The following is a 23,960-nucleotide window of genomic DNA, read 5'->3' as shown; positions in this document are numbered from 1 at the left end:
CCAGGTTTGAGCCATTAGCTCAGTTGGTAGAGCATCTGACTTTTAATCAGAGGGTCGCAGGTTCGAGCCCTGCATGGCTCACCATTTTTTTCGCGGAAGTAGTTCAGTGGTAGAATACGACCTTGCCAAGGTCGGGGTCGCGGGTTCGAATCCCGTCTTCCGCTCCATATTTATTCCCTGTAACGGGGCCTTAGCTCAGCTGGGAGAGCGCCTGCCTTGCACGCAGGAGGTCAGCGGTTCGATCCCGCTAGGCTCCACCACTTGTTTTTTTCTTAAGTTACTTACGACTTAAGTTTTTTTGCCTAAATCCATGAAACCATTCACTTAAGAGTACAGAGAAAGGCAGCCTGCCACCATTCAGGCTGCCTTTTTGCATGTTTATTCACCGGCGTGTGAAGTTGAACCACACATTTGGTAGCGTTTACAATGTAGGTATCAATTGCTCAAGGGGGAATGGCTATGCAATGGTCATATATTGAAGTACCACTCCGTTACGGACAGGGGAAACACGGAGTCGATCAAGGTCCAACTAAATTGCGAACACTCGGAATCGAGGCGTTACTGCCAACGGGGACGCTACAACAAAGGATTCGCGTCTTGCCAGAGTCAGAAATTCAAGTGAACGAAGAACATTTAAAGCGCGTAGACGGCGTCTTGTATACGGTCAATGAGCTGGCAGACGTCGTTGCTGCCGATATTGAAGCAAATCGATTCCCGTTGATCGTTGGGGGCGATCACAGCATGGCAATCGGGACACTCGCTGGGCTCGCCAAAACCGGACCGTACGGAGTGATTTGGGTCGATGCCCATGCTGATTTGAATACGGGGGAAACATCACCGTCAGGCAATATTCACGGGATGCCGCTTGCCGCTGCGATGGGACTAGGTGACATTCGATTGACGGAAGTCGGCGGGCGTGAACCAAAGCTTGCCCCAGAACATCTGGTGTACATCGCTTTACGTGATATTGATGAGGGGGAGATGCGAGCGATTAAGCAGCTGGGGATCAAGGTCGTAACGGTCGAAGAAGTTCGAACGCGTGGCGTCGAGATAATCATGGCTGAAACGATTGAGTATTTACGTGACCGTGTCGATCGCTTCTATCTCAGCTTTGATATGGATAGTTTGGATGCTCAACTCGTCCCTGGAACAGGGACACCGGTTGACGGCGGGTTGACGGCAGAAGAAGGAAAAACAATTTTGGCGGAAGCGATGAAAGCCGACGAGTTGATTGCGATTGAAATCGTCGAATTGAATCCTGCACTTGACCAAGAAGATACAACTGCTCAACTCGCCTTCAGTTTATGCGAAACGATTTTGAAATCCAAAGAAAACCTGTTACTGGAAAGCAAAACAGTCTAATAGCCTTACAGTTTCCAAATCCGTTTGCTACAATGGGTTTGGAAACTTTTTTTTGTGTGATGTGAAACCTGATCAGACAACTGAACGTATATTGTATTGACCGCATAGGTTGCGGAGAGGGGAAGTGGATTGATGGAACGGCTGACCACCCGTTTAGTAGACGAATTAAGGTCGGGGAATCACGATTCGTTTGCTGAGCTGGTAGAACTGTACAAGGATGGTGTCTTTGCTGTCGCCTTTAAGATTTTATACGATCGTGGCGAAGCCGAGGATGCTGCCCAAGAGACGTTCATTCGTGCATATACCCGGATTGATACGTATGATCCGCAGTATAAGTTCAAGACATGGTTGTATCGAATCGCCACGAACGTCGCCATCGACCGTCTCCGAAAGCGAAAGCCGGAGTACTCGATGGATGCCGAAATCGCTGGCACGGATGGTCTCACCTATCAAGACCATTTGGCCGATGATGCCCCCCAACCCGACGCCCAAGTCGTTCACCGCGAGATTCGAGGCGAAATGCATGAGGCCATCAAGCAACTGCCGGACAAATATCGTATCCCGTTACTGCTCAAGTACGTGGACGATTTGTCGCTCAAAGAAATTAGCGTCATGATCGATATGCCGGTCGCAACGGTTAAAACAAGGATCTTCCGGGGAAGAGAAATGTTAAAAACAATCTTTCAAAACAGGGAGGGGTTCAATTGACTCCTGAAGAGAAACTGCAACAATACTTGGAAGATGGCATCCTGCCCGAAGAATCTGACGAATTACGTCAATTACTAGAGGACGAAGCCTTATATGAGGCGTACCTTCAGTACGAACGAATAGATGCCGAACTTAAAGCACTTCCACGTCCTAAGCTATCAGACGATTTTACGGCGCGCGTGATGGCGGCCATTCCTGAAGCGAAAACGTCTCCGCCGGCGACATCGGTCGTGCGTCTTGAAGACCGTCCACGGCCACGGAGAAAACCGCATTCGAAACAGATGACTTGGTTCCGGAAGCATCCGGGACTCGTTGCGGCCTTACTATTCTTTAGTTTAATGTCGAGTGCGACACTCGGTTTATGGAATGGGTCTACCGAAACCATGACGTACACGAAAGTACCTGGAATCGTTGTCACAGCGAACGAAGTCATCGTGCCGAAAGACGTCATCGTCGAGCGTGACATTACGGTCCAAGGCGGGGACCTGCGGATCGAGGGTACCGTCAACGGCAATGCGACAGCTGTGCACGGCCGAGCCTATTTGGCCAGTGCGGGTGAAGTGACCGGAGAGCTCGAACAAATCGACCGGATTTTTGAGTGGATTTGGTACTCTATCAAGCAAATACTTTAAGAGAGGCGCCTCAGGGCGTCTTTTTTCATTCGTTTCAATCTGGTTTCGTTTTGTCATCTAACGATGCGTCGTTTGGGAAATATGATATAATAAAACTTGCACGAATTGGCTAGGTAGTTGAGGAGGGGAGCATTTGCCGCTACTTGAAAAGGTTTCAATCTTATCATTTTTCAGTCTTTCAGAGAACGTACATTGGTACGATTATTTGAATGACGTTTTAGATATTGTCGTCGTCACGTACGTCATCTATAAATTGATGATGATCGTCCGTGGGACAAAAGCGGTCCAACTGATAAAAGGAATTTCAATCATCCTCGTCAGCTGGTTCCTCAGCGGATTCTTTGGTTTGAAGACGTTACAGTTCTTGCTGAACCAAGTGATCACGTATGGTTTGCTTGGGATCATCATCATCTTCCAACCAGAACTTCGACGCGGGCTCGAGCACTTAGGGCGAACGAGCAATTTGTTCGGTCGTACGAGCACAAGCGATGAGGACAAGCAACGACAAATGATCGAAGCGATTGTCAGTTCGGCACAGTACATGTCGAAACGTCGAATTGGGGCATTGATCGCGATTGAACGAGATACCGGGTTGAACGAATACGTTGAAACCGGTATCCGGATGGACTCGCACATCACGTCACAACTGATCATCAATTTATTTATTCCGAATACACCGCTTCACGATGGGGCGATGATTATCCAAGACGGGAAAATTGCAGCGGCGGCTTGTTATTTACCGCTCTCGGAAAGCCCGCACATCGATAAGGCGCTCGGGACGAGACACCGGGCCGCAATCGGGGTCAGTGAAGTGACCGATAGCGTGACGCTCACCGTTTCAGAAGAGACGGGTGCGGTATCTTTAGCAATTGCTGGACGTTTATACCGCGAGCTAGACGAGGAGGCACTTCGCAACAAGTTGATCCAAGAACTTGTTATTGAAGAAAAAGAGACGACACTCTCGTTCTTTAATAAAAAAGGGGGGGACAAGTAAGTGATTGATCAGTGGTTACAACATAAATGGTTTCTCCGCATCATCGCACTTGCTTTAGCCATCCTTCTTTATTTTATGGTCGCCGAGACGAGCTCGTCGACCAATTCAACAAATGCATTGCCGATTGTCGGGCAAAGCTCGATGTCGCTTGACGTTCCTGTCGAAGTATTCTTCGATGAAGTACAATACGTCGCGTACAACGTTCCGGAAGAGATGAACGTTGAGCTGCAAGGTCCATCGAGTAGTTTGACGATGACAAAATTGGTGAAAGATTATCAAGTGTTCGTCGATTTAACGAACCTCGGTACTGGGTTCCATCGTGTCCCGGTGGAAGCACGAGGTTTCGGAGGTGACGTCAACGTAAAGCTTGAGCGGGACACTGTTGAAATTTACATCGATCGCAAACAGACAGTTGAAGTGCCCGTTTCGGTCAACTTGTTAAATAAAGACCAGTTGCCGGAAGGGTATGTGGTCGGAGAAGCGGAAATCGAGCCGGCGACTGTAAAAGTTTCTGGTGGCGAAAGCCGGATTCAAAACGTAAAAGAAATCACCTTGAACGTCGATGTGGCGAATCAAACCCAGACGTTCACGCGCGAGGTGCCGCCGACGATTTTAGATGCGAACGGAAACCCGCTTAACGTGACGGTCGAACCGAACATCATCAACGTCACCGTTCCTGTCTATGAACAAAGTGCCGTGTTCCCGATTGAAGCTGTCACGACCGGAGAAGTTGCCGATAATTTCAGGCTCGTTGACACGTTGCTAGAGGAAACAGAAGTCCGTGTTTTCGCACCGCGCGAAGTGCTCGATGCACTAGACCGTGTTGAGACCGAGCCGATTGACCTTGATGGCGTCGATCAGACGGGGAAGGTGACAGCGAAGCTTGCCCTGCCGGAAGGCGCATCATCGCTCGCTGCCGAGCAAGTTGAAGTCCAGCTACTCGTCCGAGCGGATGATCAGACGCGAGATGATACCGGGGAATTGACGGAACGCGTCCGTTTAACCGTGCCTGTCACGGTCAGAGGCTATGATCGGACGAACTATACGCTTCAAGCACCGGAAGTCGTCAGCGTCACATTGTCAGGTAAACGATCACTTCTTGAGAGCGTGACGTCGAACAGCATCAGTGTGACACTAGATTTGACCGGTCTGCCGAGTGGTTTGCATGGGGTCGATGTAGACTATGAAGTACCGAAAGGCGCGACGGTCGTCTCGCCGAAAACAATCGACGTCGAGTTAACGAGCGTCGAAGACCAAACCGAAACGTCTTCGCTTCAATGAGACGTTCAATCATACAAAAGTGAGGAAACGAATATATGGGTAAATATTTTGGAACAGATGGGGTCCGCGGTGTCGCGAACTCAGAATTGACAGCAGAACTAGCTTATCGTTTAGGACGCATTGGTGGTTACGTGTTATCGAAGCATTTGCCAGCCGGTGAACAGCCGAAAGTATTGATCGGGCGTGACACACGCATTTCAGGTCATATGCTCGAAGGCGCACTGATCGCAGGTCTTTTGTCAATCGGAGCGGAAGTGATGCGTCTCGGCGTCATCTCGACACCAGGTGTGGCTTACTTGACGAAGTCGCTTGACGCGACAGCAGGTGTCATGATCTCAGCTTCACATAACCCGGTCGCCGACAACGGCATCAAATTCTTCGGTAGCGACGGTTTCAAGCTCGATGATGCGACCGAAGCAGAGATCGAAACGATTCTCGACGCAGCGGAAGATACACTCCCGCGTCCGACAGGGAAAGATCTCGGATTCGTCTCGGACTATTATGAAGGGGCACAAAAGTACCTTCAACTCTTGAAACAGACGGTTGATGAGGACCTCGATGGTCTCCATATCGCCCTCGACTGTGCACATGGCGCGACGAGCGGCCTTGCGGCTCGCTTGTTTGCTGACCTTGAAGCGAACGTCTCGACAATCGGGAACTCGCCGAACGGGTTGAACATTAACGAAGGCGTCGGCTCGACACATCCGGAGCACTTGGCACAATTCGTTCGCGAAAAGGGAGCGGACATGGGCCTTGCGTTTGACGGAGACGGAGACCGCTTGATCGCAATCGATGAAAACGGCGACATCGTCGACGGCGATAAAATCATGTACATTTGTGGAAAATACTTGAGCGAAAAAGGTCGCTTGAAAGACAATACGATTGTTGCGACAGTCATGAGTAACCTTGGCTTCCACAAAGCAGTCGAAGACGCAGGTATGACGGCTCTTCAAACAGCTGTCGGTGACCGTTACGTCGTCGAAGAGATGAAGAAGCATAACTACACGCTCGGTGGCGAGCAGTCGGGTCATCTCATCTTCCTCGATTACTCGACGACGGGCGACGGTATGCTCTCGGGTGTCCAACTCGCACAAATCGTGAAGACGACAGGACGCAAGCTGTCTGAACTAGCTGCGGAAATGCCGGTCTATCCGCAAACGCTCGTCAACATTCGCGTCACGAATAAACAGGATGCGATGACAGGGGAACGTGTGCTCACAACGATTCAAGAAGCGGAAGCTGAAATGAACGGAAACGGGCGCATCCTCGTCCGTGCATCAGGTACAGAACCACTCGTTCGAGTGATGGCTGAAGCGCCGACGAAGGAAGATTGCGACCGTTACGTCGAACAAATCGCTCAAGTCGTCCGTGAAGATTACGGTGTTGAAGGATAATTTTGTCGAAACAGGGAATAACACAAGGGAATCCAATTTTGGGTTCCCTTTTTGTTTCCGTTTTGTCACTGTGAAATCATCTGATTTTCTTGACGGATGGGGGTGTGATTTGTACTATTAAGAGCGTGACCTTAGAAACGGAGGGGCACAAAGTACGAGAAAGCGCCAGAACTCTTTATGAGTTGACGAGGTTGGAGGTTATCGAGATTTCGGCGGATGCCTCCTAGTCGCCTGTCACGACTAAAAGCAATCCCTCAAAACGTCCGGGTGACCGGACGGCCAAAGGGGAGCGCATTGACAGCTCTTTGAAAAAGCCCGTTTCCTTTTTCGAGAAATCGAATATAGAGGAGATTTTTGTATGTGTGGAATTGTAGGAATGATTGGGAATACCGGAGCGAAGGAAATCCTTCTCAAAGGTTTAGAGAAACTCGAGTACCGCGGTTATGACTCGGCAGGTCTTGCGTTGATGCACGATAACGTCAACGTTCATAAAGAAGTCGGTCGCATCGCTGCGCTACGCGAAGTCGTCCCAGCAGAAGTAGACGGATTGATTGGAATCGGCCACACACGTTGGGCGACACACGGGGTACCGAGCGTACCGAACGCCCACCCGCACCAAAGCACGACAGGCCGCTTCACGCTCGTCCACAACGGCGTCATCGAGAACGACGAGCAGATCAAGGCGACGCTCGACGCACCGTTCCTCTCAGAGACGGACACGGAAGTCATCGTCCAGTTGATGGAAAAGAACTTCGTCGAACTCGGCGACGTTGAAGCGGCGTTCCGTAAGACGCTCTCAGAGCTCCACGGCTCGTACGCGATCGCGATGATCGACTCAGAGGACCGCGAACGCCTCTATATCGGTAAGAACAAGTCGCCGCTCCTCGTCGGACTTGGTGATGGCACGTTCAACGTCGTCGCGTCGGACGCGATGGCGATGCTCCAAGTGACGGATCAGTACCTCGAGCTCCACGACGGCGAGATCGTCATCTTGACGCGTGAGTCGGCGACGATCAAGACGCTCGACGGTGAAATCCTCGAGCGCGCCCCGTACACGGCCGAGATCGATGCGTCAGACATCGAGAAGGGCACGTACGCGCACTACATGTTGAAGGAGATGGACGAGCAACCGGCCGTCATCCGCAACATTATCCAACACTACCAGAACGACAATGGCGACATCGAGCTCACAGAAGGCGTCCGTTCGCTCGTCTCGGAAGCGGACCGCATCTACATCGTCGCTTGTGGCACGAGTTACCACGCTGGTCTCGTCGGCAAGCAATTGATCGAGCGCGTCGCTGGTGTGCCGACTGAAGTGCACGTCGCTTCAGAATTCGGTTACAACATGCCGCTCCTCACGGAGAAACCATTGTTCCTCTTCATCTCACAATCAGGTGAGACGGCCGACAGCCGTGCCGTCCTCGTCGAAGTGAAGAAGCGCGGCTACAAGGCGCTCACACTCACGAACGTTGCCGGTTCAACGCTGTCGCGTGAAGCGAATGAGACGATGCTCCTCCATGCTGGCCCTGAGATCGCGGTCGCGTCGACGAAAGCGTACACGGCGCAAATCGCCGTGCTCGCGATCCTCGCTTACGACATCGCTCGTGCGAACGGGAAGAAGCTTCCGTTCGACCTCATGACGGAACTCGCTCGCATCGCGACGATCATGGATTCGGTCATGGCTCAAAAAGAGATTTTCGAACAGCTTGCTGACAAGTTCTTGAAAGAATCACGTAACGCGTTCTTCCTCGGTCGTGGGATGGACTCATACGTTGGTCTTGAAGGCGCGCTCAAGCTTAAAGAGATCTCGTATATCCAAGCGGAAGGCTACCCAGGCGGTGAGCTCAAGCACGGACCGATCGCGTTGATCGAAGACGGCACACCGGTCATCACGCTCGTCTCGCAACCGAACACGCACCTCAACATCCGTGGAAACATCAAGGAAGTTGTCGCTCGTGGCGCCGTTGCCTGCACGATCTCGATGGAAGGCATGGAACACGAGAGTGATTCATTCGTCTTGCCACGTGTCGAGCCGTTGCTCACACCACTCGTAACAGTACTCCCGCTTCAACTCATCTCATATTACGCTGCACTCGCGCGTGACTGTGATGTCGACAAGCCACGTAACTTGGCGAAGTCAGTAACGGTAGAATAAACAGTGAAGCCAGGATTTTTAAATCCTGGCTTTTTGTGAGGAAAAATACAAAAGAGGATACCTTGCTGTATAATATAACCAGTTGATTCAAAGAAACACAAACATAAACTTTAATTGAAGGAAATGAGGATTTAGCATGATGCAAGAGTTAAAACGTCGCGCGACCGAAGCAACGCGTGGCAAAATGCTTTCGTTGATGATGGGTTCATTTTTGATTGCCGCATTCATGGAGATGCAATTATGGACGGACCCGTACATACAGTTTTCCTGGTTGTCGTTCCTCCCGCTATTGCTCATCGCCTTGACGGCTCCGCTTTCGATTGGATACAAATGGATTGTCTTAGACGTGATCCGCGGACAACAAATTGTGTGGGCTCGTTTAATCGATCCGTTCCGAGAGAATTATTTACGTCACGTTCTAGTCACCGTATTATTGGGGATCTATCAACTTGGATGGTTGTTGTTGTTCATTATTCCTGGAATCGTGAAGTATTTTTCTTACGCGTTTACGTATTTCCTTTTACAAGACGATCCCGAGTTGTCGGCGAATGAAGCCATCACAAAATCCCGGGATATGATGAATGGTCATAAGAAAGAAGCATTATATTTAATTTTGCCATTTTTTATTGTAACTACGATTGGATGGATTGCGCTCATAGTCGTCGAAGTCTTTAATCCGCTGTATTGGATTTTGACGCTCGGGATGCCATGGCTTTATCCTTTCATCGATCGTCGCTTTGCTGTCTTCTACGAAGAAACGAAACGAGAGTATGACGAACAGTGGAACCGATCGGCGTGAAACGCATCGAGACCGGATGGCACTCTCACCGTCATGGTACAATCTTCCTGAAAGAGGGGGAATGCATATGAACATCGGAATCATCGGGGCCGGACTGAGCGGAATTGTTGCAGCACGTGAACTCGTCCGGCACGGACATACGGTTGAACTGATTGAGAAGAGCCGGAGCGTCGGTGGACGCTTGGCGACCCGACGGATCGGGGACGGGAAAGCCGATCACGGGGCCGTCTATTTCACCGTGCGCGGGGAAGCACTCAAACAGGCGGTCGCCGATTGGGTCGAGCGGGACTGGGTCCGCGTCTGGTACGCCGACCCGCATCCGCGTTACGTCGCCCGTGACGGCATGAACGCGCTCGCCAAACAGTTGGCCGACGGCTTGACCGTCCAATTGAACGAACGGGTCGAGGCGGTCAGTATGGAGAGTGGGACGGTCGTCGTCACGACAGACGTGGCGACGCGCCACTATGACCGTCTCCTCATCACGTCACCGCTCCCACAGACGTTCGAGCTCCTCGCTGACTTATCGAGTCAGGTGGCTGAGTCGTTGCGTGAGCTGACTTACGCCCCGACGTTCGTCGGGTTGTTCGAGTTCGCGGGCGACACCCAAATCGGTGCGGACGGGATTATCGACACGGACTTGGCACCTGGTCTGTTGAAAATCATCAACAACCGGCAAAAAGGCATCTCGACGTCAGAACTCGTCAGCGTCTACATGGATGAGGCGTGGAGTGAAGCTTGGTATGAGCGTCCTGCTAAAGACACGCTTCTAGAAATCGAGCGGTTGCTAACAACCGTGACCGGAGACGCACCGATTCAGTCGAGACAGTTGAAGCGGTGGCGCTACGCCCAGGCGACAGACGTCTGGCACGAGCCTTACTATAAATTGAACGACGCACCGATTTACTTGGCGGGCGACGTCTTTCTCGAGCCGGACGACGCTTCAGGGCGGACCCGGTTCGAAAGTGCGTACGTCTCGGGTCTCCGCGTTGCGGCAGCGATGCGGTCCTAAACCTTCTGCGGAAGGTTTTTTTGATCACGACGATACGATTTTGAGAAAGGAGGCGTTGATTACGTGAATCGGGTGAGTCTTAAACCGTTGCGCATACAGGACGAAACCGCACTGTACACGTTTGAATGTGAGAACCGTCCCTATTTCGAGCGTTACGTTCCGAGCCGTGGAGACACGTACTATGAACCTGAAGCATTTCGTCAGAAGTTGGAACGTTTGTTGGCCGAACAAGTGAACGGGGATGGATATTATTATTTGATTTGGCATGGTGAGTCCATCGTGGGGCGTCTCAACGTCCATCATGTCAATTTCGAGACCGGGGAAATCGGCTATCGAATTGGTGGGGACTATGTAGGTCGTGGATATGCCACCGCAGCCCTTCAGCAATTACTTACGCTTAACCTTCCTCGATTCACACGATTGACTGCCAAGACGATGACAGATAATAAGGCGTCCCAACACGTCTTGATGCGTTCTGGCTTTTCTCGTGAAGATGAAATACATCAGATGGAATGGGAAGGACGATTCTTATCTTTTTACACATACGTTTACGAAATGGACAGATGAAGCGCCTACTTCATCGGTCTTTTTATTTGACCTCGTCTAGTTTAGGGCATAAACTATCTTTAACTAGTTTAGGGGGTAAACCAAAATGAAAGAATTGATGCGGGAGGCCGTCCAACTATTTGAAGAAGTCATGTTCCAAGGAGCGGAACATGTCATTGAGGCGATGGAAGGCGACGTCTGGCGGGAGTATTCGCGTGAACAGCTCCAACTATTAAAACTGCTCGAACAGTTCGGCCCGATTCAAGCGGGTCAGTTGGCGATGAAACAAGGTGTGCATAAAAGCGCCGTTTCAAACCGTTTAAAAAAACTCGTTGAGAAACAGCTCGTCGTCAGTCGGCGCGGGCAAGACCAACGCGAACGGTTGATCGAACTGACAGCGGCGGGACAACACGTCGTCGAACAGGCAGATACGGCCGTCTACCATTATGTCGAGTCACTACTCGACGGGAAAATAGATGAGGCAGAGATCGAACAGTTCGTCCGGACGTTCCGGAAAATCAAAGAGCTGCTTCGAATTGGGGAGGAATAACACGTGCGCAAAATTATTCAATGGCGCTTCGGCATCTTGATCGGTCTCATCGTGTTGACGGCGGCCTTGTTCGTCGCGGCACCAAACTTGACCGAGCAGGCAGAACAGGCGGGAAGTTTCCAACTGTCTGAAGACATGGACTCGCAACGCGCGCAAGATATTTTAAACGCTGCGGGCAAGAGCGATAAGACGATTTCGCTCGTCTATGAGTTTGAAGCGCTCGGAGACGCTAAACGGGCCGATATTGCCCGGGTAATCGATGAGCTGGAACAAAATGATACGGTCGTCAAAGATGTGCTCGATCCGTTCGAGAACGCCGAGACGGAGGCACAACTCGTCTCGGAAGATGAACGTATCGTCCTCGTCCCGATCACGGTCGAAGGATCGATGGAGGACATCAACGCTTTCGCGGACGATGTCCGTGAGAACATCCTTCCGACAGACGAGACCGTCTACATCACAGGTGAAGAAATCATCAACAACGATGTGAACTTGAGTGCGCAGGAAGGGTTGAAGAAGACCGAGATCATCACGGTCGTGTTGATCTTCGGACTGCTCTTGCTCGTGTTCCGTTCAATCGTGACCCCGTTTATTCCGTTGATCGCGGTCGGGTTCACCTATCTCCTCAGCCAATCGTTCGTCGCGTTCTTCGTCGACTGGTTCGGTTTCCCGGTCTCGAACTACACACAAATTTTCCTCGTGGCGATTTTGTTCGGGATTGGGACCGACTACTGCATCCTGCTGCTTAGCCGGTATAAAGAAGAACTCAGTGCCGGGCACGCGATCGAGGACGCCATCGTCAACACGTATAAGACGGCTGGACGGACGGTGCTCATTAGTGGTCTCGCCGTATTCGTCGGCTTCGCCGCGATCGGATTTGCCGATTTCCCGATCTTCAAGTCGGCCGTCGCGGTCGCGGTCGGGATTGCCGTCTTGTTGCTTATCTTGTTCACGGTTGTGCCGTTCTTTATGGCGACGCTCAAGAATCGCTTGTTCTGGCCGTCGAAAAAAGCAGGCGAGCATCACGACAGCAAGCTGTGGGCCGGATTCAGCCGCATCTCGGTCAATCGTCCGTTCGTCTCAATCCTTGTCGTCGCACTGATCACCGTGCCGGTGTTGTTCACGTACGACGATGCCCGGTCGTTCAATACGGTCGATGAGATCGGTGACGATTACGACTCGGTGCGCGGTCTCAATTTGATCTCGGAAGGGTTCGGACAAGGTGAATCGCTCCCGGTTCAAATTATCTTGAAGCAAGAGTCGGAACTGACCGAGTCGGATATTCCGTACATCGAGAAGTTCGCGAGCGAATTAGAAAAAGTCGATGGTGTGAGCGGTGTCCGTTCGATCACACGTCCGACCGGTGACGTCATCGATGATTTTTATGTCGATACGCAACTCGAACAAGTGAGTTCAGGGCTTGCCGAGGCAGAGACCGGTCTCGGTGACGTGCAAGACGGACTCTCTCAAGTCGAAGCTGGCCTTCAAGCGGTCGTCGGTCAACTGCCGGCTGGCACGACGAACGCCGGGGCGCCGCTCGTAGAAGCGGCGACAGGACTCGGCCAACTGAACGCCCAACTCGGTTTGATCGGACAAGGCCTTGCGGCGACGCAAAACATCCCGGCGACCGTGGCGCAACTGCAACAAGTGTCTGGTGGTCTCAGTCAGATCGAGGCGGGTATCAATGAAGCAGCGTCTGTGTTGACGGCGCAAGGTGCGCAAGTCGGTGAGCTCGGATCGGGACTCGGCCAACTCGCGACTGGTGTCGGTGAAGCGAACGCTGGGCTCGCGCAAATCGAAACCGGTCTTGGCGACGCGGTGGCGTTCCTCTCGGCACTCAGTGAAGCGGACAGCCTGCGTGATACGGGCGTCTATTTACCGGAAGGAACGCTCACGTCAGATGAGTTCGCCCCGGCCGTCGAACGTTACGTGTTCGACGAGGGGACGGCGACACAACTCGAGGTCATCCTTGATATGGACCCGTACTCGCCGGAAGCAATCGATACGGTCGAAACGTTGAAACAGACGATGGAACGTGTCGTCACGGACACCCCATTTGATGACGCGACCATCGGTTACGCCGGGATTTCAAGCATTAACAGCGATTTAAACGAGACATCGACAAACGACTTCAATCGGACCGTCGCCATCATGCTCGTGACGCTGTTCGTCGTTTTGACGATACTATTCCGTTCGATGATCATGCCGCTCTATATGATCGGGTCACTGTTGCTCACGTACTACACGTCAGCGGCGATCACGGAGCTCATCTTCGTTGAAGGGCTCGGTTATGACGGCATCAGCTGGGCCGTACCGTTCTTCGGGTTCGTCATGTTGATCGCGCTCGGCATCGACTACTCGATCTTCCTACTCGATCGGTTCCGTGAAGAATCGATTAACGGGATGACGGTACGTGACGCGCTCGTCCACGCCATGACGAAGATGGGGACGGTCATCATGACGGCGGCCGTCATCCTCGCCGGGACGTTCGGGGCGATGATTCCGTCTGGTGTACTCAGCCTCGTCCAGATTGCGACAATCGTCATCACCGGTCTGTTGTTGTACGGGTTGATCGTGCTGCCGCTTCTCATCCCGGCGATCACCGTATCGTTCGGAGATGGTGTCTGGTGGCCGTTCAAACGAAAGAATAAATGACTAAACAAGACGTCATTCAATTAAACTGTCCCTCAATTGTTAAGTACAAATGACAATTTGAGGGACAGTTTTTATTTGTTTAGTCAATGTAATAAAAATAGCGAAAAACAAACTTCATATTGGAAAAAATGCACCGAAGTATAGTGTAGATCTCTATTCTACTGAAAGAAGGCAACAATCATGGTGAATCATTTTGAAAAAATAAGTTCGTTGTTAGTATCTCGTATGTTGATCGTTTTATTTTTCCTCTCTTATCCGATTATGGGTGTTTTGTACTGGATCGGGGAGCTCGCCGGACAAGACGCAGTCAGTTTTATTGTGGTGGGGAGTGTCATTCAGATTGGATCATGGCTCGGCCATCGCTTCTATGTAGAGCATGCTTGGTTGAAGTATGGGCTCGTCACATTGATGTACATTTCGGCTTCAGCGATTATTTTGACGCTACCAGGTGCGGCGATTCAAAATGTCGTCTTTCTTTACATCGTATTGACGTTGATCTACTTGAATCGGCATCTTGTACTGTACAGTAGCATGCTCGCGCTGATCGTCTCGGTCGTAGCTGTGTTAACCGGGCGCTTTTCATTTGCAACGCCGCTCGACCTCGTCATTTGGTTCACGGTGCTCACAATGGCTTTGTCTGGCGCGTACTTTGTGTCATTCTTTGGCGCAAAGTTGTTGCATGAGACATTCGCGCAGCAAGAGAAAGCAGAACAACATGCAGGGGAAATCGAGCTGACAATGGCGAAAACGACAGCGAGTGCGACTACGCTTCACGGAGCTGTCTTCACGATGAATGATTCAGTCGAGTCAGTCACAAATGCTTCAGAACAGGTGACGGAACAAATCAGTTCGATGACGAAACGGACATCTGAACAGGCAGGTCTTATTCAAACTGTCGCTTCACAAATCCATTCAACTGTACAGGCGTTTGAACGAATGCAGCAGCAGCTCCAGGAGACAACGTCTCAAGTAAGTGGCGTCTTGCAGGACGCTCACGTCTCGCATGAAAACATGGACTCGACAGAACGGTCGCTCGCTGAACTGAACTTAAGTATCGGTGAAGTCAATCATGCGTTTAAAGGGTTGGCGGAGCGCTTCCAAGAAGTACGGACCATCACGGGGACGATTCAGCAGATTTCATCTCAGACGAACCTCCTGTCGCTCAATGCTTCAATTGAAGCGGCGCGAGCGGGTGAGCACGGGAAAGGGTTTGCCGTCGTTGCGTCCGAGATTCGAAATTTGTCGGCTCAAACCGCCCAAGCCTCATCTCAAATCAATGATATTATCCAACTCGTCATGCAAGAGGTACAAGTGACGGAACGGGCAATCGATGGCAGTACAGAACGTTTGTCGACGCAGGAAGAACAAGTCCGTAAGAGCGGGACGTCGATTCTCTCCATGATTCAAACGACAGGGACGGTAGCGAGCACGGTAGATGAGACATCGACCCAGCTCCAAGTCGTCGCATCAGAACTGAACAAAGTCCATCAAGTGACGGGCCAAATGTCAGCACTGATGACAGCTCTCGAAGAGAACGGTCAAGACGTGCATGTGTTGACGACGTCGCAGCAACAGGCGTTGGCTTCGTTAAAGGATCAAATTGCAGAATTGAACGAGATTGCGAACGAACTCGTCTAAATGATGGACACGCCTTGAAAATAGGCGTGTCCATTTGCGTATACATCTCTTCTAAAACGGGAAAAGTTTTGCGTCAGTCCTAAAATGAGGAGGAACGATCAATGGAAATTACGATCACAGCTATTTTAAAGGCTCACCCGGGCAAAGAGAGTGAGTTGCGTCAAGCACTCGATCAGGTCATCCCGCCGTCGCGGCAGGAAGAAGGGTGCATCACCTACGTGTTACACGAGTCGATCGATGCGCCGGGTACGTTCGTGTTCTATGAAAAGTATCGGGACGAGACGGCGCTCGACCATCATATCAACTCAGCCCACTACCAAGCGTATCGGCAAGCTGCCGAGACGTTACTCGCTGTCCGTGACGTGTACCGTTTGCAAGAGGTCTGAAAGGAGACAGTCCGATGATCACGCAACCGATTATTCCGTGTATTTGGTTCGAGCAAGACGTCGAAGCGATTGCCGATTGGTACGCCTCGATATTTCCGGATTCATTCGTCGACTATACGACGAAACTTATCGACACTCCGCCTGGTGAGACGACGGTCGTCACGGTCTCACTCTTTGGTCAGTTCTTTCAACTGCTCGGTGCCGGTAACTTGAAGGAGCGGAATCCGTCCTTCTCCTATATGGTCTCGCTCCCGACGTCAGAAGAAGTCGATACGCTGTGGGACAAGTTATCAGACGGTGCTGACGTGCTCACGCCGCTCGACACGTACGACTTTAGTGAACGTTACGGCTGGTTGAAAGACAAGCACGGCGTCTCTTGGCAAATCATGCACAACGGTGGCATGGACATCCAGACGGTGACGCCGTGTCTGTTATTCGTCGGTGAGGCGTTCGGCCGGGCCGAGGCGGCGATGGACGATTGGGTCACAGTGTTCCCGGACTCGTACGTACTCGACGATCAGCTGATCCGTTACGATAAAGACGATGGCCCAGAATTAGAAGGGAAGTTGAACTACGCCCGTTTCGTCTTATCTGGACGTGAGTTCGTCGTCATGGACAGTGCCGAGCATCACCAGTTCGCTTTCAACGAGATGCAGTCGCTGATCGCGTTTTGTGAGACACAAGACCAAATCGATGCGTATTGGGATGAACTATCGTCCGTACCTGAAGCCGAACAATGCGGTTGGCTACAGGACCGCTACGGCGTCTCCTGGCAAATCGTGCCGTGGGAGATGGAAGAGATGCTGACGACCGGCACGCCGGAACAGTTGGCGCGGGTAACGGCAGCGTTCTTGCCGATGAAGAAGATCGATCTGGCCGAGTTGCGGAAAGTATATTGAAACGAATCATGCCGCCCTTAACGAATCGGGGCGGCATGGTTTTATTCGCGTTTCTTTTTAGAGAGTGCGTCTTTCTCGATGATCGTATCGGACAGACGTAGCTGTTCGGCCGCTTCGTCGATGAAAGGCTCACATTGACTGAGCGGTAGCTCGTCTCCTGTCTCGACCGCGTAACACGTCCCGTTTCCGATGGGCTCGGTCAAGTTGGGAACATAGTAGAGCGTGTCGTACCGGAACGACCCGTTACGGAACACGGTCAAGTTCGGTTCGTCGTCGAGCAGCGGGCTGCCGAGCATGTAGGCGGGCTCCATCCCGAGCAACTCTAGGATGGTCGGGGCGATGTCCGTTTGACCGCCGCTCGCTTCGATCGTTCGACCTTCGTTCAAGTTGGCTGGTTTGATGTAGAGCGGAACAGAACGGTCGAGCTGAAACAGTTCGACGGCCGAATCGGCGTTCTCTTGCTCGGCCATCTCGTCACCTGCTGAGGCCAGGCCGCTGTCATGATCGCTATAAAAGACGACTAACGAATTATTCCACGTCCCGTTCGCCTTCAATTGATCGACCATCAATCCGACGGCCGCGTCGACGTAATGGATGGTATGGTAATAGTTTTGAAGCAGCGGATCGTCATATCCGGTCAAGTCCAAACGCTTCTCTTCTTCCGGAATGTCGTACGGCGTATGGCTCGTCAAAGCGACCATGAACGCATAAAACGGTTCTGCTAACGTGTCCATCGCTTCGACGGAAGTGGTCAAGAAGTCTTTGTCGTTAAGTGCCATGCCGATCACGTCCTGAGCGGGGTAATCGTCTTTGCTGAAGAAATGATTGAAGCCGATATTGTCGTAGACGTTGTCGCGGTTCCAAAACGTTTTATCGAACGCATGCATCGCGGCCGTATCATAGCCGGCTTGGCGCAAACGTTCAGGTAAGGCGTCAAACGTATGGTCACCGTACTGGGTGTACACTGAACCGGATTTGACGGGATAGAGCGAGGTGTTGACCGTGAATTCTGCGTCCGACGTCCGGCCTTCGTGCGTCTGATGATAGAAGTTCGGGAAGTACAACATCTCGTCACGAAGCGCGTTCAAGTTCGGTGTCAGTTCCTGTCCGTTGATCGTCTGGCCGATCACCGACGTCTGGAACGACTCGAGCTGCAGCATGATGACGTTCGTATCAGCCGTTGTCTCGACGTCGGTTGGAGCCGAGGTACCGAGCCGCGTCTCTTCTTGTGCGGTTAAGCCGTCTCCGAAGCCGAGTTGGTCGCCGATGCCACGGAACAAGTCGAGGCCGTGATACCCCCAAAAGCCGTACTCGTAATATTCACGCATGTTCGAAATCGGTGCTTGCTCGTCACCATTCGGCTGACTGACGGTTAACGGAACGACGAAGGCGGCCAAGCCGACGACAAAACCGGCAGCGGCGATCCGGCGGTTTTTTCCTGTGCCTTGCGCAGGTCTTTTTCTCATATAGACGAGGACAGCGGTATAAAGCACCAAGTCCACGAACAATAGAAAGTCGGTCGGTTGAATCAACGTCAGGAAGCCGCCGCCGACGTCGCCCATCTGACCAACGTCTGACAAAAGCGCGACCGACAACAGATTGCCGAAATAGCGGTAATACCAGACGTCGGAGATGAGGAGTGTACTGTGTAGAAACAGCGAGGCGAATAAAATCCAGCGCCGTGTTTTCGTCTTCACGAGCAACGCCCAGCTCGTCATCATGAGAATCATCCCGATGTTGACGAGTAAAAAATGAACGTTGAACGCGCTCGCGGTCAAGACGCTGAACAAAAATAGTTTGGCAAGTGATAGTGACAGATAACTCCAATAATCAAGATATTTCATAAATAGCCTCCAAACGGTACGTACACGTCGTATTCTTTTTCATGTACCTGTTCGTAGGTGGCGGGAAACATGGGGGTGTGCGATGCGGACGAAAAAAAGCGAGGCGAGCGCCTCACTTGATCAAAAACGTGTCCCGAAGCTCGATGATCGTGCCTTCCGGGGCTTTTAGTTTGCTCAAATGTCCGTCGACGACGAAGTAGATGTTGCCGCCATGTTTCGGCAAGAACGTGACACCGAGCGCCTCGAGCCGACGGACTTCCGCTTCAAGGTCATCGACGTACAAGGCGAAGTGAACGGGTCCGGCCGCATGTTTCGAATACGGCGATAACGTCTCGTCGGTCTTCGCCGTCTGGAGTTCGATATAGAAGTCGCCGAGCTTGAGCCAACTGTTGAACGCCCGGGTATGGAAGTTGGGTGACTCTTGGACGAGCTCAAAACCGAGCGTTTCATAAAATTGCTTTGACGCCGCATAGTCGGGCGTTTGGATACAGAGATGGTGGATTTGTTTCATCGTGTCACTCCTTTGCTTTTATTTTAGCGAATAGGAGCCTGAAGCGGAACTTTTCTTGAACGAAGACGTATACGACACCGAGGAGGGATACATATGGAAATCCAATACGAATTGACGGAAGAAGACTACATTCACTTCAACTTGAGTCATATTAGACGTTCAAAGATAGGAAAGAGGATGCTATTCCTGCAGCGCATCATCGGGCCCGTCATCATTTTAAGTGGTGGCGCTTTGACGTTCGCGACACTGTTTCAAGATACGAGCTGGTGGCTGTTTGGGGTATATGGCGTCATCAGCCTCCTCTGGTTCCTGTATTATCCGAAGTATTTTGAACGGCATATCCGAAAACAAACGAAGCGGATGATTCAAGAACGAAGCAATGAAGGCATGATCGGCCCGCATACGATGGATCTGGATGAAGACGGTCTTCGTGACAAAAATGCGTTCGGGGAGACGAAAGTCTCATGGAGCGGCATCAAGGAAGTCGTCGAGGAAGCCGATTATGTGTATTTGTATAACTCGTCGGTCAGCGCCTACATCTTGCCGAAACGCGGGCAGGACATGGAGGAGGTACAACGATGGCTACCGATGCGTTGACGATTCAACCGATTGATGAGACGAACTTGGATGCGGTCGTCGCCTTGACCGTCGCACCTGGTCAGGCCCGCTTTATCGAAACGAACGCGGAATCGCTCCGCGAGATGGACGTCGACGTCAAGTACGCGTGGACGTGCTACGCGCTCTGTCGAGACAATCAACCGGTCGGCTTCATGATGGTCGGGGCCGAGAACAAGGTGGAGCGTTACGTCTGGCTCGACCGCTTTATGATTGATATGGATGAGCAAGGGAAAGGCATCGGGTCAACATTTTTGCAACTTGCGATTGAGTGGATGCAAGAGCGATTTGATGTCGATGACATCATCCTCAGTCTCCATCCGACGAACGAACCAGCGAAACGGTTTTATGCGAAGGGCGGATTTGAGGACAGTGGCTTGATTGATGAAGCGAACGGGGAAGAGATTTGGGTGTATCACGTGAAGCAGGGACAGCCTTCCTAAGTCGGCCGTCCCTGTTTTGGTGGTTGTTGTTCAATTATCGCTTCACCGTGAGTGGACGCAACTGTTTGACCCGCGCCAAGACGATCCAGCCGAGGATGGCTCCGGTCACGCTCGAGGCGAGGAAGGCCGGGAAGAAGAACAGCGCCCCAAACTCAGAACCCATTAAGATTTTCGCGTACGGGACGGCGATGAGCGAGGCAATGACGCCCGTCCCGATGACTTCACCGAGCGCAGCGAAAGCGACCCGGTTCGTCCGCACGTAAAATAGTCCGGCAAGCAAGGCGCCGATCATACCACCTGGGAAGGCGAGCAACGACCCGGTCCCGGTCATGACACGGACGAGTCCGGTCACGAACGCGACGAGGACGGCACCAATCGGACTGACGGTGACGGCGGCGATGACGTTCACCATATGTTGCACCGGATAGGCCCGGGCGACACCGGTCGGGATGGAGATGAACAGGGAGCCGATGATGGCGATGGCGATGAGCATCGCCATCCAAGTGAGTTGTTGAATACGCATGAAGTGTCTCCTTTCAAAATGAAAACGCCACTTCTCCAAGTGGAAAAGTGGCGTGGACAGACAGACGTATCCAAGCCACTTCCCTACGCTGGTATGAGCCAGATCAGGTTCGAAGGGTCCGGCAGTTGCCGTCTCAGCCCGAAGGCTCCCCTAGTGGTCGTTTATTGGTTTGAGTATAGCATACCGTTATTTTGTTGCCTCAATTTTTCGCGGTCGGAAGATGAAATAAATGATACCGCTATACAGGGCGTATAAAAACAGGGAAAACACGAGATTGATGAGCCACGGGAGTGTACCCATAAATACGGTGACCGAGGCGTTACGGAACCAGCCGAGTGAAAGACATAGTCCGACAAAGCTGAGCACGATCGTCGTCCAAAAGCTGATATCTGGACGCCTCGACACGCGGCGAACGACTAGACCGATTATGAAGCTGAAGACAGCCGTCGTACCTAAATACATATAGAGTAACGCATCAACCGGGTATGAATAATAGACAACGTCCATATTATTTCCTCCTAAACGAAGTGTGGTGAAAGGAAGTGAGGTCAGTGAGGAGTGCGATCCCATGGCGTGACGAGTCTTACCGTGAACAGTTCGAGCACTGGCTCGATGGCCATGTGCCAGGCGTGACGTGGCGGGTTGTGAAAGATACGGATTTGACATACTTGATGTATGGAGAGTACGGAGCAGACCGTTACTACGCCAAGGCGGTGACAGCAATTAGTGATGGCGAGGCCGAACTGTCGATGCATCTAGCCGAACGGCATCCGGGACTGGTCCCGGAGGTCATCGCCATTGACGCGGCACGCAACTGGCTACTTATGCGAGACATCGGCGGGGATGCACTTCGCGAATACCCTAAGCACAGTCGGTACGAAGCGGCTGTGCGTCAATATGCGAAACTACAGAGAAAAGAAGCGAATTACATGGATACTCTTTTGGCCTACGGCATCCCGGACCGGTGTCCGGCTCGTCTAAAAGAAGAGATACGGACGTATTTACCCGAGTTATGTACGGGGTTAGATCGAGATAAGGCAGAGGCGGTGCTGGCGCTCCAAGACGAACTCCTCACCATGTGCGACGAGCTCGCGACGGGTATGCCGATGAGTCTCGAGCACGGCGATTTACATTGCGGCAACATCTTTTGGCGCGAACAGACGGATGACTTATGTATTCTCGATTGGGGCGATGCGACCGTCACCCATCCGTTCTTCAGCGTCCGTGTGTTTTGGAACGCGCTCTACGACTTGTTGCCGGAAGACGATGAAGTCGCCTGGTATGAACAGATTCAGAAGATGCGTACCGTCTACTTGGCTGAGTGGGAAGATGTGGCGCCTCGGGACTTGCTATGGCGCCATTTGTTGATCGCTGAAGAGCTCGGTTGCGTATATCGGGCGCTGTCGTGGCATATATATGTGACCAACTATCGGTATGATCCGTCCGAGTCAGCCGATAAACCGGCCCAATGGCTCAACTTGTTCCTCGAGTATCGGGACTTGAAACGTCGCGGTACGTGATCACTCATTCTTCTCGAGCAGGTTTTCATAATCCGTCTCGTTCCAAAACAGCTGGGCGATTGACTCCGGTGCTTTCAAAATCTCACCGTCTTGGTCGTAGACGATGGCGTAGCCGTTTTCGATCTCAAAGACGATCAAGTCGGCCGTCACTTCCTTGACGCCGTTCCCGGCAATGATGACGTTCTCGATTGGGTCGCGTGCGACTTGAACTCCCCATTCGTCGAGCTCGACGATGAGCGCTGACGTGTAGGCATGGCGGTCGTAAATCGATTGAAACTCGTCTTGCGTCAATGTGACGTCGGTCGGGGGGGCACTCGTCCCGTATTTGCGCTTCTCAATCTCCTCAACGAATTGCGTGAACGACTCTTCTTGCCAAAAGAGCGGTGCGACCGACTCGGGACCGTTGGCGATCTCACCGTCTTCATTCTCATAGACGGTCGCGTACGTGCCGTCGTCGAGCTTGAACGGATAAATATCGGCGTATGTATGATGGATCCCGTCCCCGGCGATGACGACGCGTTCGAACGTCTCACGGAACGGTGTTAGCCCTTGGGTTTCGAGCGCTGCTAACAAGTCTTGGGCAGTCTCGTGTTGGTCAAAGACGTCTTTGAAATCTTCTCGTGTCCATTCGATCGTCGCTTCTTCATCTTGTTCGTTCATATCAGGAGAGACGATTGGTTGCTCGGCTTGATCGGTACAACCTGTCAGCAAGAACGCGCTTAAGCCAAGTAGTCCTAACCGTTTCATAAAACAACCCCCTAGTAAGTTACATTATTTCCCTATTTTACATTAGCGTAGCATGTATGAAATAGGATGAGAACCTGGATACTTTCTCATCTAGGGCAAATGCAATCGCTACCTCGTCTGGTTCAATCAACACAATCTGTACGATTGAACAGGGAAATGTCGACTTTTGGCGAACACATTTAGGAAACCGGTCTAAAGGAGAGAGAGAGATGCCAAAACGAAAATTTGCCAATCGTCGTGATTGGGAACGAATATTAAAAAATCGATACGCACAAATGGAGGTGCAGGACGATCGCTTCTCGGGCACCGTCGCCCTCTTCCAAATTGACGCCGTCCGAGCCCCGCAATATAAGATGCATCAAGGAGAGGAGTTCATCGTCGCCGACGCAGGTTATGCGTGGCTCCAGTACTTCTCAGAACATGAACCGTTCGGGGTGACTGTCATGTTCGACGACCGGGGCAACATCGTCCAATGGTACATCGATATCGTTGAAGGGATTGGGTATGAGGATGGGATTCCGTACATGGATGACCTCCTGCTCGACATTCTCATCTTCCCGAACGGTGACGTCGTCCGTAAAGACGAGGATGAGTTCGAAGCGGCAGCCAAGTCAGGTGAGCTCACGCCGGAGATGGTCGACCGTGGCTGGCGTGATTTCAAGGCGACGCTCGATCGGATCGAACGCCGCGACTTCGTCTATTTTGATTTAGCGAACGAGCATTACGAGCAGTTGAAGCAAAAGCTTTGA

Annotated in this window: 24 protein-coding genes, 3 tRNA genes and 1 riboswitch; of the genes, 22 read left to right on the top strand and 5 right to left on the bottom strand. The window is 51.9% G+C overall.

Annotation, left to right across the window (positions count from 1 at the left end):
* The first annotated feature begins 8 nt into the window (after positions 1-8).
* The 18 genes from A6395_RS07590 (at position 9) to A6395_RS07505 (ending at position 17,008) form a co-directional block, all read left to right on the top strand.
* Positions 9-84: transfer RNA gene (locus A6395_RS07590), tRNA-Lys, on the top strand.
* Positions 85-92: 8 nt separating this feature from the next.
* Positions 93-167, top strand: a tRNA-Gly gene (locus tag A6395_RS07585).
* A gap of 17 nt (positions 168-184) precedes the next feature.
* A tRNA-Ala gene (locus tag A6395_RS07580) sits at positions 185-260 on the top strand.
* A gap of 199 nt (positions 261-459) precedes the next feature.
* Entirely contained in the window at positions 460-1,362 is a 903-nt protein-coding gene (rocF, locus tag A6395_RS07575) for an arginase (protein WP_084813002.1), read from the top strand.
* Between the two features lie 132 nt (positions 1,363-1,494).
* On the top strand, positions 1,495-2,070 hold the full coding sequence (gene sigW / locus A6395_RS07570) for an RNA polymerase sigma factor SigW (RefSeq protein ID WP_016508869.1): 576 nt from the start codon (positions 1,495-1,497) through the stop codon (positions 2,068-2,070).
* A complete protein-coding gene (locus A6395_RS07565; RefSeq protein ID WP_071398582.1) occupies positions 2,067-2,702 on the top strand; it encodes a polymer-forming cytoskeletal protein in 636 nt (211 codons plus the stop codon). Before sigW ends, A6395_RS07565 begins: the two co-directional genes overlap by 4 nt.
* A gap of 133 nt (positions 2,703-2,835) precedes the next feature.
* Complete coding sequence (cdaA, locus tag A6395_RS07560) at positions 2,836-3,696, top strand: diadenylate cyclase CdaA (protein ID WP_016508862.1); 861 nt, start codon at positions 2,836-2,838, stop codon at positions 3,694-3,696.
* Positions 3,697-4,977, top strand: a complete 1,281-nt coding sequence (locus A6395_RS07555; RefSeq protein WP_071398581.1) for a CdaR family protein — start codon at positions 3,697-3,699, stop codon at positions 4,975-4,977. It abuts the gene before it with no gap.
* Positions 4,978-5,012: 35 nt separating this feature from the next.
* Entirely contained in the window at positions 5,013-6,371 is a 1,359-nt protein-coding gene (gene glmM, locus A6395_RS07550) for a phosphoglucosamine mutase (RefSeq protein WP_071398580.1), read from the top strand.
* Positions 6,372-6,729: 358 nt separating this feature from the next.
* Positions 6,730-8,526 (top strand): glutamine--fructose-6-phosphate transaminase (isomerizing), encoded by a 1,797-nt coding sequence (gene glmS, locus A6395_RS07545; protein WP_071398579.1) that lies wholly within the window; start codon positions 6,730-6,732, stop codon positions 8,524-8,526.
* 136 nt (positions 8,527-8,662) lie between these two features.
* Positions 8,663-9,325, top strand: coding sequence for a DUF975 family protein (locus A6395_RS07540; RefSeq protein WP_071398578.1), 663 nt, complete (start codon positions 8,663-8,665; stop codon positions 9,323-9,325).
* A gap of 67 nt (positions 9,326-9,392) precedes the next feature.
* Positions 9,393-10,334 (top strand): NAD(P)/FAD-dependent oxidoreductase, encoded by a 942-nt coding sequence (locus A6395_RS07535; RefSeq protein ID WP_071398577.1) that lies wholly within the window; start codon positions 9,393-9,395, stop codon positions 10,332-10,334.
* A 63-nt stretch (positions 10,335-10,397) separates the two neighbouring features.
* The gene (locus A6395_RS07530; RefSeq protein WP_084813000.1) at positions 10,398-10,901 is read left to right on the top strand and encodes a GNAT family N-acetyltransferase; all 504 of its coding nucleotides are present in this window, start codon (positions 10,398-10,400) and stop codon (positions 10,899-10,901) included.
* Between the two features lie 85 nt (positions 10,902-10,986).
* Positions 10,987-11,430, top strand: coding sequence for a MarR family winged helix-turn-helix transcriptional regulator (locus tag A6395_RS07525; RefSeq protein ID WP_071398576.1), 444 nt, complete (start codon positions 10,987-10,989; stop codon positions 11,428-11,430).
* Between the two features lie 3 nt (positions 11,431-11,433).
* Complete coding sequence (locus A6395_RS07520; protein ID WP_071398575.1) at positions 11,434-14,085, top strand: MMPL family transporter; 2,652 nt, start codon at positions 11,434-11,436, stop codon at positions 14,083-14,085.
* A 210-nt stretch (positions 14,086-14,295) separates the two neighbouring features.
* Positions 14,296-15,723 carry a methyl-accepting chemotaxis protein gene (locus A6395_RS07515; RefSeq protein WP_159429457.1) on the top strand — a complete coding sequence of 476 codons (1,428 nt, stop codon included), beginning with the start codon at positions 14,296-14,298 and terminating at the stop codon, positions 15,721-15,723.
* Positions 15,724-15,824: 101 nt separating this feature from the next.
* Positions 15,825-16,109 carry a putative quinol monooxygenase gene (locus A6395_RS07510; RefSeq protein ID WP_071398573.1) on the top strand — a complete coding sequence of 95 codons (285 nt, stop codon included), beginning with the start codon at positions 15,825-15,827 and terminating at the stop codon, positions 16,107-16,109.
* Positions 16,110-16,123: 14 nt separating this feature from the next.
* Positions 16,124-17,008, top strand: a complete 885-nt coding sequence (locus tag A6395_RS07505; protein WP_071398572.1) for a VOC family protein — start codon at positions 16,124-16,126, stop codon at positions 17,006-17,008.
* Between the two features lie 41 nt (positions 17,009-17,049).
* Here the strand turns inward: A6395_RS07505 and A6395_RS07500 are convergent, their stop codons facing one another.
* Both A6395_RS07500 and A6395_RS07495 read right to left on the bottom strand, forming a co-directional pair.
* Complete coding sequence (locus A6395_RS07500; protein ID WP_071398571.1) at positions 17,050-18,852, bottom strand: LTA synthase family protein; 1,803 nt, start codon at positions 18,850-18,852, stop codon at positions 17,050-17,052.
* Positions 18,853-18,964: 112 nt separating this feature from the next.
* Positions 18,965-19,363: a VOC family protein gene (locus tag A6395_RS07495; protein WP_071398570.1), complete on the bottom strand. Its 399-nt coding sequence runs from the start codon at positions 19,361-19,363 to the stop codon at positions 18,965-18,967.
* Between the two features lie 93 nt (positions 19,364-19,456).
* Here A6395_RS07495 and A6395_RS07490 point away from each other — a divergent pair, with 93 nt between their 5' ends.
* Both A6395_RS07490 and A6395_RS07485 read left to right on the top strand, forming a co-directional pair.
* A complete protein-coding gene (locus A6395_RS07490) occupies positions 19,457-19,960 on the top strand; it encodes a YcxB family protein (RefSeq protein ID WP_071398569.1) in 504 nt (167 codons plus the stop codon).
* Positions 19,942-20,421 (top strand): GNAT family N-acetyltransferase, encoded by a 480-nt coding sequence (locus A6395_RS07485; protein WP_084812999.1) that lies wholly within the window; start codon positions 19,942-19,944, stop codon positions 20,419-20,421. Before A6395_RS07490 ends, A6395_RS07485 begins: the two co-directional genes overlap by 19 nt.
* 34 nt (positions 20,422-20,455) lie before the next feature.
* Here the strand turns inward: A6395_RS07485 and thiW are convergent, their stop codons facing one another.
* Positions 20,456-20,944 (bottom strand): energy coupling factor transporter S component ThiW, encoded by a 489-nt coding sequence (thiW, locus tag A6395_RS07480; protein ID WP_071398568.1) that lies wholly within the window; start codon positions 20,942-20,944, stop codon positions 20,456-20,458.
* A 63-nt stretch (positions 20,945-21,007) separates the two neighbouring features.
* Positions 21,008-21,106: riboswitch (TPP riboswitch) on the bottom strand.
* A gap of 24 nt (positions 21,107-21,130) precedes the next feature.
* Positions 21,131-21,451: a hypothetical protein gene (locus tag A6395_RS07475; RefSeq protein ID WP_071398567.1), complete on the bottom strand. Its 321-nt coding sequence runs from the start codon at positions 21,449-21,451 to the stop codon at positions 21,131-21,133.
* A gap of 44 nt (positions 21,452-21,495) precedes the next feature.
* Between A6395_RS07475 and A6395_RS07470 the strand changes: the two genes are divergently transcribed.
* On the top strand, positions 21,496-22,464 hold the full coding sequence (locus A6395_RS07470; RefSeq protein WP_071398566.1) for a phosphotransferase family protein: 969 nt from the start codon (positions 21,496-21,498) through the stop codon (positions 22,462-22,464).
* Here the strand turns inward: A6395_RS07470 and A6395_RS07465 are convergent, their stop codons facing one another.
* Positions 22,465-23,211 carry a hypothetical protein gene (locus A6395_RS07465; RefSeq protein ID WP_071398565.1) on the bottom strand — a complete coding sequence of 249 codons (747 nt, stop codon included), beginning with the start codon at positions 23,209-23,211 and terminating at the stop codon, positions 22,465-22,467.
* A 209-nt stretch (positions 23,212-23,420) separates the two neighbouring features.
* On the opposite strand from A6395_RS07465, the gene A6395_RS07460 reads away from it, so the two are divergent.
* Positions 23,421-23,960, top strand: coding sequence for a ribonuclease FAU-1 family protein (locus A6395_RS07460; protein WP_071398564.1), 540 nt, complete (start codon positions 23,421-23,423; stop codon positions 23,958-23,960).

Source organism: Exiguobacterium sp. SH31 (genome assembly GCF_001816105.1).
GTDB classification, from domain to species: Bacteria; Bacillota; Bacilli; order Exiguobacteriales; family Exiguobacteriaceae; genus Exiguobacterium; species Exiguobacterium aurantiacum_A.
This window is presented reverse-complemented; position numbering and strand designations above follow the sequence as displayed.

Bases quoted from the DNA above. Each gene is read 5' to 3' on its own strand.
- rocF (WP_084813002.1), top strand. From the start codon at position 460: ATGCAATGGTCATATATTGAAGTACCACTCCGTTACGGACAGGGGAAA.
- sigW (WP_016508869.1), top strand. From the start codon at position 1,495: ATGGAACGGCTGACCACCCGTTTAGTAGACGAATTAAGGTCGGGGAAT.
- glmM (WP_071398580.1), top strand. From the start codon at position 5,013: ATGGGTAAATATTTTGGAACAGATGGGGTCCGCGGTGTCGCGAACTCA.
- glmS (WP_071398579.1), top strand. From the start codon at position 6,730: ATGTGTGGAATTGTAGGAATGATTGGGAATACCGGAGCGAAGGAAATC.
- A6395_RS07540 (WP_071398578.1), top strand. From the start codon at position 8,663: ATGATGCAAGAGTTAAAACGTCGCGCGACCGAAGCAACGCGTGGCAAA.
- A6395_RS07535 (WP_071398577.1), top strand. From the start codon at position 9,393: ATGAACATCGGAATCATCGGGGCCGGACTGAGCGGAATTGTTGCAGCA.
- A6395_RS07525 (WP_071398576.1), top strand. From the start codon at position 10,987: ATGAAAGAATTGATGCGGGAGGCCGTCCAACTATTTGAAGAAGTCATG.
- A6395_RS07510 (WP_071398573.1), top strand. From the start codon at position 15,825: ATGGAAATTACGATCACAGCTATTTTAAAGGCTCACCCGGGCAAAGAG.
- A6395_RS07505 (WP_071398572.1), top strand. From the start codon at position 16,124: ATGATCACGCAACCGATTATTCCGTGTATTTGGTTCGAGCAAGACGTC.
- A6395_RS07500 (WP_071398571.1), bottom strand. From the start codon at position 18,852: ATGAAATATCTTGATTATTGGAGTTATCTGTCACTATCACTTGCCAAA.
- A6395_RS07495 (WP_071398570.1), bottom strand. From the start codon at position 19,363: ATGAAACAAATCCACCATCTCTGTATCCAAACGCCCGACTATGCGGCG.
- A6395_RS07490 (WP_071398569.1), top strand. From the start codon at position 19,457: ATGGAAATCCAATACGAATTGACGGAAGAAGACTACATTCACTTCAAC.
- A6395_RS07485 (WP_084812999.1), top strand. From the start codon at position 19,942: ATGGCTACCGATGCGTTGACGATTCAACCGATTGATGAGACGAACTTG.
- thiW (WP_071398568.1), bottom strand. From the start codon at position 20,944: ATGCGTATTCAACAACTCACTTGGATGGCGATGCTCATCGCCATCGCC.
- A6395_RS07475 (WP_071398567.1), bottom strand. From the start codon at position 21,451: ATGGACGTTGTCTATTATTCATACCCGGTTGATGCGTTACTCTATATG.
- A6395_RS07465 (WP_071398565.1), bottom strand. From the start codon at position 23,211: ATGAAACGGTTAGGACTACTTGGCTTAAGCGCGTTCTTGCTGACAGGT.
- A6395_RS07460 (WP_071398564.1), top strand. From the start codon at position 23,421: ATGCCAAAACGAAAATTTGCCAATCGTCGTGATTGGGAACGAATATTA.